The organism is Chryseobacterium oncorhynchi (genome assembly GCF_002899895.1).
In the GTDB taxonomy this organism is placed as follows: domain Bacteria; phylum Bacteroidota; class Bacteroidia; order Flavobacteriales; family Weeksellaceae; genus Chryseobacterium; species Chryseobacterium oncorhynchi.
In genome coordinates, this window is sequence record NZ_PPEI02000005.1 from 410,918 (window position 1) to 421,572 (window position 10,655).

At 34.5% G+C, this 10,655-nt stretch carries 8 protein-coding genes and 1 rRNA gene; 4 read left to right on the plus strand and 5 right to left on the minus strand.

Translation table 11 applies throughout. The features are described from left to right. Nucleotides 1-67 precede the first annotated feature (67 nt). Nucleotides 68-1,555, minus strand: coding sequence for a histidine ammonia-lyase (hutH, locus tag C1638_RS17820; RefSeq protein ID WP_109623226.1), 1,488 nt, complete (start codon nucleotides 1,553-1,555; stop codon nucleotides 68-70). A 130-nt stretch (nucleotides 1,556-1,685) separates the two neighbouring features. On the opposite strand from hutH, the gene C1638_RS17825 reads away from it, so the two are divergent. After that, complete coding sequence (locus tag C1638_RS17825) at nucleotides 1,686-2,447, plus strand: hypothetical protein (protein ID WP_109623228.1); 762 nt, start codon at nucleotides 1,686-1,688, stop codon at nucleotides 2,445-2,447. Between the two features lie 87 nt (nucleotides 2,448-2,534). Further along, nucleotides 2,535-4,331 (plus strand): excinuclease ABC subunit UvrC, encoded by a 1,797-nt coding sequence (uvrC, locus tag C1638_RS17830; protein ID WP_109623230.1) that lies wholly within the window; start codon nucleotides 2,535-2,537, stop codon nucleotides 4,329-4,331. A 439-nt stretch (nucleotides 4,332-4,770) separates the two neighbouring features. Here the strand turns inward: uvrC and C1638_RS17835 are convergent, their stop codons facing one another. From C1638_RS17835 to C1638_RS17845, 3 genes are read right to left on the minus strand one after another with little or no spacing between them, the layout of a single operon-like run. Further along, nucleotides 4,771-5,532, minus strand: coding sequence for a hypothetical protein (locus C1638_RS17835; RefSeq protein WP_228428204.1), 762 nt, complete (start codon nucleotides 5,530-5,532; stop codon nucleotides 4,771-4,773). 10 nt (nucleotides 5,533-5,542) lie between these two features. Further along, nucleotides 5,543-6,625: a putative type IX sorting system protein PorV2 gene (locus tag C1638_RS17840; RefSeq protein WP_076356084.1), complete on the minus strand. Its 1,083-nt coding sequence runs from the start codon at nucleotides 6,623-6,625 to the stop codon at nucleotides 5,543-5,545. A 15-nt stretch (nucleotides 6,626-6,640) separates the two neighbouring features. After that, complete coding sequence (locus C1638_RS17845; RefSeq protein WP_109623235.1) at nucleotides 6,641-7,516, minus strand: DMT family transporter; 876 nt, start codon at nucleotides 7,514-7,516, stop codon at nucleotides 6,641-6,643. Nucleotides 7,517-7,718: 202 nt separating this feature from the next. Here C1638_RS17845 and C1638_RS17850 point away from each other — a divergent pair, with 202 nt between their 5' ends. Then, nucleotides 7,719-8,240: a GNAT family N-acetyltransferase gene (locus C1638_RS17850; RefSeq protein WP_109623237.1), complete on the plus strand. Its 522-nt coding sequence runs from the start codon at nucleotides 7,719-7,721 to the stop codon at nucleotides 8,238-8,240. A 277-nt stretch (nucleotides 8,241-8,517) separates the two neighbouring features. Beyond that, on the plus strand, nucleotides 8,518-10,146 hold the full coding sequence (locus tag C1638_RS17855) for an acyl-CoA carboxylase subunit beta (protein ID WP_109623238.1): 1,629 nt from the start codon (nucleotides 8,518-8,520) through the stop codon (nucleotides 10,144-10,146). Nucleotides 10,147-10,577: 431 nt separating this feature from the next. On the opposite strand, the gene rrf is transcribed toward C1638_RS17855, so the two are convergent. After that, nucleotides 10,578-10,655, minus strand: a 5S ribosomal RNA gene (gene rrf, locus C1638_RS22855); the annotation flags it as partial.

Sequence of the window (10,655 nt, forward strand, 5' to 3'; positions counted from 1 at the left end):
AATTAAAGGTTAATATATGATAGTAAACAAAAAAGCTTCCTTTCGGAAGCTTTCATTTTATTTTTGATTAGTTTACAACAAACTTTCTTTCATTGATAAGCTCCGCAATGGCTAGCATATCTTGTCCGATCAATCTGTCGTCTTCAAGTTTTGCAACCTTAGAACGAAGAATAGTGTAGTTTTCTTCAATCAATTTAGAGCATTTAGCTGGTCTTCTGAACTCAAGTCCTTGTGCTGCAAACATCAATTCAACCGATAGAATATTTACAAGGTTTCCAAGAACCTGATTGAACTTTCTTCCAGAGATACTTCCCATAGAAACATGATCTTCTTGTCCTAAACTTGTTGGAATAGAATCTGCGGATGCCGGGAAACACAATGTTTTGTTCTCAGTAACCAACGCTGCAGAAGTATACTGAGGAATCATGAATCCTGAGTTTAATCCTGAGCTTTCTGTCAATAATCTTGGAAGACCATACTTTCCTTCCAATAATAAATAACTTCTTCTGTCTGAAATATTTCCTAATTCTGCTGCAGCCAATGTTGCATAATCTAAAGGTAAAGCCATTAACTGACCGTGGAAATTTCCTCCGGAAATAGATTCTTCAGCACTTAATACAATTGGATTGTCTGTTACAGAGTTCAATTCTGTTTCTGCCATTCCTTTCAGATGTTCAAAAGAATTTCTGCTTGCCCCGTGAACCTGTGGTACACATCTCATGGAATAAGGATCCTGAACTCTCTCACAATCTTCGTGAGCCTGCATATTTTCTGATCCCTTTAGAAATTTCAGCATTCTTGCAGCCACTTTTTTACTTCCTGCAAAAGGTCTGATCTCATGAAGTTCTTTTTTGAAAGGGCTTGCAGAACCTCTGTATGCTTCAATACTCATTGCTGCAGTAACATCTGCAAGGTCTAATAAGTATTCAAATTTTTCAAGTCCTTTTATAGCATGAGCCAGAATAAACTGGGTTCCGTTGATCAGTCCTAGTCCTTCTTTTGGTCCTAAAACTAATGCCTCAAGGTTATGTTTCTGTAATACTTCCATTGTATCGGAAACTTTATCACCTTCCCAAACCTGTCCTAAACCTAATAAAGGAAGTACAAGGTGTGCCAAGGGTGCTAAATCTCCGGAAGCTCCTACAGACCCCTGTTCAGGAACTACTGGAATGATGTCTTTTTCAAGCATCAGGATCATTCTTTCAATAACTTCCAGGGAAACTCCTGAAAATCCTTTTGACAAAGCATGAACTTTAGCAATCATCATAATCTTGGAAAGTTCCTTTTCAATTGGCTTTCCTACTCCTACTGCATGAGAAATAATAAGGTTATACTGTAACTGGGCTGTTTCATCAGCCGATATTTTAGTATCGCACAGTGGCCCGAATCCTGTATTGATCCCATATACACATCTATCGGATTCTACTATTTTCTGTACGTTTCTCTGAGATTTTAAAATTTGTTCTTTGGCAGCTTTATTAAGCTTAGCTTTATTTGGCTTTTTGCATATTTCCAGAACATCATGGAAAGTAAAGACATCTACTCCGTATATCATTTCTAAAAAATTTTCTTAAAATTACGCATTTAACCATAACTAGAGAAACTAAATTTCATCGTTCTATCTTTTTATGAAAAGAAGTAAATTAATTTACTATTTTTAGCCCCAAAATTAAAAACAATAATACATGAGACTGAAAACATTACTGCTTGCTTTATGCATTGCAGGTACCACAGCTTTCGCCCAGAAAGTAAAATATTCCAAAGAAGACATCAAAAAAATGGAGACGTATCTCTTCAATGAAGGTTTTAATACTCCATCCCCTAAAAAAACATCAACCATTACCTTAAAAGACGGAACTTCCCACAAAGGTTTCTGTAATAGCATCGAAACAAAAAAGGGACAAATTTATGAGGTAGCCATCAAAGACAGTATTACCAAAAAGACTGCGAAATTTAGTGCTGATCAAATCAGTGAAATGTATGTTTACCCAAGTAACGGAGAAAAAATAATGAAAGTTTCAAAGTACATGGGAAACATCAGAAATTACAGCACTAAGAAGCTAACGAAAAGCACTAACAACGACAGAATCTATTTCATAAACCAAACGGTCTCTTTAAAAAATAAGAAAGATGAAAAAGAATTCCTGATGCAGGTCATCAATCCCGGTTTCGATGATATTATTTCTGTATACCATGATCCAAGAGCTAAAGAAACAACCGGATTTTCTGTAATGGGATCTCCGCAGCTTGGCGGTGGCGTTATCAAATCTTATTATGTGAAAAAAGGAGATAAAATTGTATGGCTTCATAAGGATGACTTTGAGGATAACTATGATTTTCTTTTTGGTGATAATTCTGAGTTTGTGAAGAAATATCCTAAAAACTCTGTTGAATGGGATTATTTCAGCTTTCTTGTGAGTGAATACACTGTGATGACAAACGGATAAAACCATTTAAATATATAAATTAAAGCCTGTAGATCTTCCTACAGGTTTTCTGCTTTTTAATAGGGAAAGTTTCCTTAATTTTGTTATATGAATCCTTCTTTAGAATTACAGCTTAAAACCTTACCATCTGAACCCGGCGTTTATCGTTATTATGATAAAAACGAACAACTTTTGTATGTCGGAAAGGCAAAAAATTTAAAGAAAAGGGTTCTCTCCTACTTTAATAAAAATTTATCCGGGTACAGAATTAAAATAATGGTCGGTAAGATCCAGCGTCTGGAAACCACCATTGTAAACAGCGAGTATGATGCTCTTTTACTGGAAAACAATCTGATCAAAGAACATCAGCCGTTTTATAACGTAATGTTGAAAGATGATAAAACCTATCCTTGGATTTGCATCAAAAATGAAGATTTTCCCAGAATTTTTCTTACCAGAAATAAAATCAAAGACGGTTCCGAATATTATGGGCCTTATGCAAAGGTACGTCCTGCAAAGATCTTATTGGATACCATTAAACATATTTATAAACTCAGAACCTGCAACCTGAATCTTGCTCCCAACAAAATTTCCGAGGGAAAATATAAGGTTTGTCTGGAATATCATATTAAAAACTGTGAAGGCCCTTGTGAGGATCTTGAAAGTAAGGAGGATTATGATGAGAAAATAGATGCCATCCGTGGGATAGTTAAAGGAGACTTCCGAAAGGCTAAGGAGTATCTTGTCAATCAGATGATGAAACAGGCTTCTGACCTTAAGTTTGAAGAGGCTCAGATCATTAAAGAAAGATTGGATATTCTGGAAGATTATCAGGCTAAGAATACTGTTGTAAATCCAAACATTGATGACGTAGATGTCTTTGGAATGACCAGCGATGAAACTGCTGCCTACATCAACTTCTTTAAGATAAGAAACGGAAATATCATTCAGAGCTTTACCACAGAGATCAAAAAAATCCTGGAAGAAACAGATGAAGATATCATGGAAGAAGCCCTGATTGAAATTCGGCAGAAATTTTCTTCCGATTCAAAGGAAGTTCTTCTCCCTTTTCATCTCTCGGTAGAAATTCCGAATGTGAAGCTTATTGTTCCTAAGGTTGGAGACAAAAAGAGAATTGTGGAACTTTCAGAAAAAAATGCAAAGGAATATCGTCTGGAAAAACTAAAGCAGGTTCAGATCATTGATCCGGAAAGGCATACCAATCGAATCATGGCTGAAATGCAGAAGCTTCTCAGAATGCCCGTGGAACCAAGACATATTGAAGGTTTTGATAACTCAAATATTCAGGGAACGAACCCGGTTTCTGCCTGTGTCGTTTTTAAAGATGGTAAACCCAGTAAGGCAGATTATAGAATTTTTCATCCTAAAACGGTGGAAGGGCCTAACGACTTTGCCACTATGGAAGAAGTGATCTATCGCCGTTACAAAAGGATGCTGGATGAGGGCGAAAATCTCCCACAGCTTATTCTTATTGATGGGGGAAAAGGACAGCTATCATCTGCTGTAAAGAGCTTAAGATTGCTTGGTCTTTATGGGAAAATCACGATTGTAGGTATTGCCAAAAGGCTCGAAGAAATCTTCTTCCCGGAAGATCCTATCCCATTGTATCTTGATAAAAAATCTGAAACCTTAAAGATTCTGCAAAGAGTGCGGGATGAGGCTCACCGTTTTGGAGTAAAGCATCACAGAACCAGAAGAAAAAATTCTACCATAAAATCTGAATTGGAAGAAATTCCAGGTGTAGGTGAAAAAACCATTGAGTTATTACTATCCAAACTGAAGTCCGTTAAACGAATTAAAGAATCTAATCTGGAAACTCTAGAGGAGATTTTAGGAAAAAGTAAAGCTAAGGTGATTTGGGAATTTTTCAATACCAATAGCTAATCAGCTATATCATACTGATAAATTATTCACAAATAATTGAACTTTCAGTATTGAATTTTCAATCAATGTTTATTTCTCCAACAAGAGACACAAACACTTAAAAATCCTTAAAAAAAGATATATATAATAACGAAATACAAATAATTTTAAAATTTATCACAAATAATAACATTATTTGTATTTTTTTCGTAAATTAGTATTATTAATCAAAAGCAATAATACCGTAAAAATAATTCTCATTTTATAAATTTACCATTGGTAATATCCTTTATTCTAAATGCAAGTTTTCTCATTACTAATGGCTTCCACAATTACATGACAACAGTTTAAATACTAATGTACATGTCTTAAAAAAGAGAAAAAACACATCAACATATTCAAAAAGAATAAGCTCTTTTTCAAGAGCTTATTTTTATTTAAATTGAGTAAAATATAATATTTATTTCCCTGCAAATACTTCCTTAGAATATCTACCGTCAGCCTGCGGAATATCAATTACAATATTTCCGTTTTCAAAATACCCAATGGTAGTGTTCCCGTCAGCCAGTTTTACAATAAATACATCTTTTCTGGATGTTGTCTTAAAAACAGCAAATGGTACTGAACTTCCTGATTTAGCTAAAATAAACTGATTGGCATCAATTTGTATTTTCTGCAAATCTGATTTACCATTAGAATAGTTACTTGTAGTAGTTGAAACCGAAGAAGAAGTTGTTGTTGTTTCAGAAGAAGAGGTCTGAACAGTATGGGTTACATTTGAAGATTGTGTTTGAGCCGGAAGCATCGCTGTTGGGCTGGAAACACTCACTTTCACCAATGCCTGCTTTAATGCATCCGGAAAACCTTCTTCAAATTCTTTGATATCAGAACGTCCTTTAGATTCAAGAATAATTTTATTATTACAATCCTTAAACTGTAATATTACTTTATTTGTAAATAAACTTTTATCATTTAAGACATCTGCAGTCACCACATTACATGAGTTATCTTTAGCTTCTGATGGCCATTGGTCTACACTTGCAGGTAAAACCACATAACTTTTGTTTTTTAAAGCTTTTGATAAATAAGCTTCCAAACCATAGCTATTGTTTTTGAATGTCTGGAATTTTACCGGAACAGATATATATTTATAGTCTGAAATATTCTGTCCAAAAATAGCTGTTGAACATACCGCCAACAATAATATCGATATTTTTTTCATGTTTGTCATTTTAATCATTTCTGAATGCTCCCATATCCAGTTTAAGCGAGAAGAAATTAGAATAGAAATTAGAACCACCTATTCCTGAATTTGTAATAGCATAATCCAGTGTAAGTCCTCTATATCTGATCCCAATACCCGCACTAGGCTGGAAAGAAACTTTTCTTTTTAAATCCTCTATATCTGTAATAGACTGAAATCTGTTGATCCCTAATCTTACAAAGATCATTTTCTGATACCCAAGTTCTGCTCCTGCATAAGGACTGATACTTGCAAAATCTGTAGAAATTAATGAGGCTGTTTTTGCAAAATCTACATTGATTCCCGCTTCCGGCAATACATAGACGCTACTGTTAATCTCAAACAGTTTACTTGCCCCTACATTCAGTTTAGGCATTGTAAGTTCCATTTTATCCTTTGGTGCCGGGTTAAATTCTTCCCCATTCACAACTGTTGACAATTCCTTTTGATTAATACTCCAAAAGTTAACCGTAGTCGTAATATCTCTTACCATTCCCCCGAATTTCCATCCGTTTTCTCCTTTATAAATAGCTCCTACATCAAATCCGAAACCATATCCATTTGCAAATTTCCCTACATTTCTGTAAACAATTTTTGCATTCACCCCTACATCCAGATTTGGATTTCCACCAGGTCGGAATGCATAAGAAAGTATAGCAGCATAATCAGATTGAGAAAATTTTGTGATCTTATCATAATCAATATTCCCTTCGGAATCAATCATCTGGGTAGTATTCAAAATATTATCTACTCCAAGTCTCACTACTGAAACCCCAAATACCCCTTCTTCCAATACTTTCGCATAGGCCAGATAATCATATTTAGCAATAGATTCAAAGTATTCAGCATGCATTGCAGCTCCCTGCCAGTCTTTTTCAATAGACATTAAACCTGCAGGGTTCCACATTGGTGAGTATACGTCATCCTGATTGGAAATAACAGCTCCTCCCATTGCCAGACCTCGTGCTCCGGCACCGATATTTAAGAATTCATTGGAATATTTCCTGATAATCTGGGATTGAGACAGCCCAAAGAGCAGTGAAAATGCAAGTAAAAAATATTTTTTCATCATAAAAATTGATGCTAGTTAAAGTTTTTTTGTTTTTCTGGCTTTCATTAATCCATTCACAATGATTGCCAGTATCATAACACCTGAAGCAATATAAAAAATAGGACTCATATGTTCTGATTCCCCAAAGATAAAAAAAGCTAGTATAATTCCGTAAACAGGTTCCAAATTAACTGTTAAAATTAGAGTAAAAGGCGATATATACTTCATTAATTTCACCGATTCCAGCATTGGAAAAGCAGTAAAAACACTGGCCAACAAGCATATTAACGCCATATCCCTGTAGTTTATTTCATTCATCTGAAAAATTTGACCTGAGAACAGATAAAATAACATTAAAACGAACCAACCACAGAAAATTTCGTAAAAAATAATATTCCCGGAACTCGTTTTACCAAACATTTTACCATTGAAAACGGAAAAAATAGTTCCAAAAACGGCACAAAAAATTCCATATATAATCCCTTCTTTAAAATGAAATTCGGTTTTAAAAATCAATAAAATACAGGCAACAATCACCGTTCCCATCACAACTTCCGATACGTCGATCTTTCTTTTAAAAATAATAGGTTCTAATATCGAGGCAAAAAGAGTAGATAAAGACAGACAGCTTAATGCAATAGAAACATTTGAAACCTTAATAGAATAAAAGAAACAATACCAATGAAGCGCCATTGCAACACCTATTGCCGCAAGCTGAAAGAATATTTTTTTGGAAACCTTTATGCTTTCCTTTTTATACACTCTAATAAATACGAAAAGAAAAATAGCTGCAAAAAGCATTCTGTAAAATACCAGAATCTGAGCATTGGCATGAATCAGTTTTCCTAAAATTGCAGTGAAGCCCCATAAAAATACTATTAAGTGCAATCTGAAAAGTGCTAATTTTTGCATGTCCTATCTTCTTTTAAATTTTAACATGCAAATTTACACATAGACTTTTATAAATCTCACAAAAAATATAAATTTACATTAATAAAAAAGTGGTAAATAAAGTTTTTTAATCGTTTTTCTTTCTAATGGATAACCCATTCTATTAATTTTCTGAAAAAACAGTTCAAAAGAAGTAAAAAACCAATACTTTTCCTTTAAGAATATGATGTTAAATCCAGACATAAAAATCAAAACTGAACGTCTCACCTTACAGCCTGTTGAAGATACATATATAGATGATATTTTAGAGTATTTTACTAGTGATGTCACCAGATATATGCCTTTTAATCCACAAGGTAATAGACAAGATATTGTCAGCTTTGTCGAAGAATCAAAAAGAACTTTATTACAAAATACAGATCTGGTAATGGTTGCTCTGGATTCAAATGGAGATTTTACTGGATGTTGCGGCATTCATAATATAACAGAAGAGTCTATTGAGTTGGGGCTATGGTTAAAAAAGAATTCTCAAGGAAATGGATTAGGAACTGAAATTATAATGGCTCTCATTGAATTTCTGGAAAATAATTTTACTTTTAAATATATTCTATATCCTGTAGATGAAGAAAATATAGCCAGTAAGAAAATTCCAGAAAAACTAGGATTTATTCCATTTAAAAGATATACAAAGTATAAAAATCCTGTCACCCATCTTACTATTGTAGAATATAGGAAATACTACTAGAAATACTTGATAATAAAAAACCCTGAAAATTGGTTAAACTTTCAGGGCCTTCAAATAATAAACTATTAAAAAAATAAACTAGGAACAGAGTATTTTGCAGAGAATATCTCCGCTCTTACTCTTATGTAAAGTTAGAAAAAATATAAATTATTTGAAAATATTTTTTTGTTAAAAATTTCACAATTTACTAATAACCAAACTATTAAACACTTGTTTTACTTCCAATTCATATTCCTCATAAAAATAGTATCTTTAAGCGTAAAAAATTGAAAATTCTATGGACATCGAATTCAACAAACGAGAAGATCAGAACAGATTAAAATTATCAGAGATAAATCGCTTGCTTGCCGAGATCAAAAAAGGAGGCGGTGAAAAGAGGCTTCAGAAGCTTCGTGATGAGGGAAAAATGACTGCAAGAGAAAGAATAGACTATCTTCTTGATAAAGGTTCAGATTCCATAGAAATTGGAGCGTTTGCAGGCTATGAAATGTATGAAGAGCATGGAGGGTGTCCTAGTGGAGGTGTTGTCATTGTTATCGGATATGTTTCCGGAAAACAATGTATTGTTGTTGCCAATGATGCCTCTGTAAAAGCAGGTGCCTGGTTTCCAATTACAGGAAAGAAAAATCTGAGAGCACAGGAAATTGCTATGGAAAATAAGCTTCCGATCATCTATCTGGTAGACTCTGCAGGAGTTTATCTTCCATTACAGGATGAAATTTTCCCCGATAAAGAACACTTTGGAAGAATCTTCAGAAATAATGCTAAGATGAGTTCTATGGGAATCATCCAGATCTCAGCTGTAATGGGTAGCTGTGTGGCTGGTGGAGCCTATCTTCCTATTATGAGTGATGAGGCTATGATCGTGGATAAAACAGGCTCTATTTTCCTTGCCGGAAGTTACCTTGTAAAGGCTGCCATTGGAGAAAGCATCGATAATGAAACACTTGGAGGAGCTACTACACACTGCTCCATCTCAGGAGTTACCGATTACAAGGCTAAAGATGATAAAGATGCTCTTAATAGAATCAAAAACATCATGAAATCTATCGGAAGTACTGAAAAAGCAGGTTTTGATAGAATAGAAAGTTTTCCTCCAAAAGAAAACCCAGACAATATCTTCGGAATTATGCCGGTTTCAAGAGCTGAGCAGTATGATACCTACGAAATTATTAAATGCATTGTAGATAACTCTGAATACGAAGAATACAAACCAGATTATGGCAAAAGTATTATCTGTGCTACAGCAAGAGTTGATGGCTGGTCTGTAGGAATTGTAGCCAATCAAAGAAAGTTAGTTAAAAGTGGTAAAGGAGAAATGCAGTTTGGAGGAGTAATTTATTCCGATTCTGCAGATAAGGCGACACGATTTATCGCCAACTGTAATCAGAGAAAAATTCCTTTAATTTTCTTACAGGATGTTACCGGATTCATGGTGGGTTCAAAGTCAGAACATGGTGGAATCATCAAGGATGGTGCTAAAATGGTAAATGCTGTTTCTAATTCTGTTGTTCCTAAATTTACTATTATTACAGGAAATTCCTATGGTGCAGGAAACTATGCTATGTGTGGAAAAGCCTATGATCCTAGACTTATTGTTGCATGGCCTTGGGCTGATCTGGCAGTAATGGGAGGAACTCAGGCTGCAAAAGTATTGGCACAAATCCAGGAATCAACACTGAAAAAACAAGGGAAAGAAATTTCAGAAGAAGAACACAACGAAATTCTAAACACCATTACAAAGAAATATCAAAAACAAACTGAATCTACCTATGCAGCATCTAGACTATGGACTGATGCTATCATCAACCCTACAGATACCAGAAAGTGGATCTCTATGGGAATAGAAGCTGCTAACCACTCTCCTATTACAGAGAAATTTAATTTAGGTGTTATTCAAGTCTGATTAATATTTTATAAATAAAAAGACGGCTATCTCAGTTTTTGAGATAGCCGTTTTCGTTGTTATCTGAAAACTCCAAGTTTTTAAATTCGTAAATAAAATTGAAAACAAGTAGGTAAAGTATGATCAGGAGCTTACTCCCGCTATTCACTCATACTCCTCGCGCCATAGCGTTTTCATTTCTTATCCCTTTTTTCCAATTCCTGCTGCGGGGTAACCGCTTCTATCGGGGCTAATGATAAGCAATGAGTAATATAGTAATGGTTAATAATTGCAACCAATTCCATAGAAGTAAGGTTTATCCTGTTTGATTTTAAAAATGATTGCTTGTACTTATCTAGTAATGGGGTATGGGTATGTATATCTCTCTCAAAGTATATAACAAAAAAAAAATCCTTTATCGTAATGATAAAGGATTTTAAAAATAAAATAAAAACTGGCGGCGGCCTACTCTCCCGCGTTAGCAGTACCATCGGCGCTGGTGGGCTTAACTTCTGTGTTCGGAATGGGAA

What these genes read in the sequence shown, in the direction of transcription:
- hutH (WP_109623226.1), bottom strand. Translation starts at nt 1,555, where the DNA reads ATGATATACGGAGTAGATGTCTTTACTTTCCATGATGTTCTGGAAATA.
- C1638_RS17825 (WP_109623228.1), top strand. Translation starts at nt 1,686, where the DNA reads ATGAGACTGAAAACATTACTGCTTGCTTTATGCATTGCAGGTACCACA.
- uvrC (WP_109623230.1), top strand. Translation starts at nt 2,535, where the DNA reads ATGAATCCTTCTTTAGAATTACAGCTTAAAACCTTACCATCTGAACCC.
- C1638_RS17835 (WP_228428204.1), bottom strand. Translation starts at nt 5,532, where the DNA reads ATGAAAAAAATATCGATATTATTGTTGGCGGTATGTTCAACAGCTATT.
- C1638_RS17840 (WP_076356084.1), bottom strand. Translation starts at nt 6,625, where the DNA reads ATGATGAAAAAATATTTTTTACTTGCATTTTCACTGCTCTTTGGGCTG.
- C1638_RS17845 (WP_109623235.1), bottom strand. Translation starts at nt 7,516, where the DNA reads ATGCAAAAATTAGCACTTTTCAGATTGCACTTAATAGTATTTTTATGG.
- C1638_RS17850 (WP_109623237.1), top strand. Translation starts at nt 7,719, where the DNA reads ATGATGTTAAATCCAGACATAAAAATCAAAACTGAACGTCTCACCTTA.
- C1638_RS17855 (WP_109623238.1), top strand. Translation starts at nt 8,518, where the DNA reads ATGGACATCGAATTCAACAAACGAGAAGATCAGAACAGATTAAAATTA.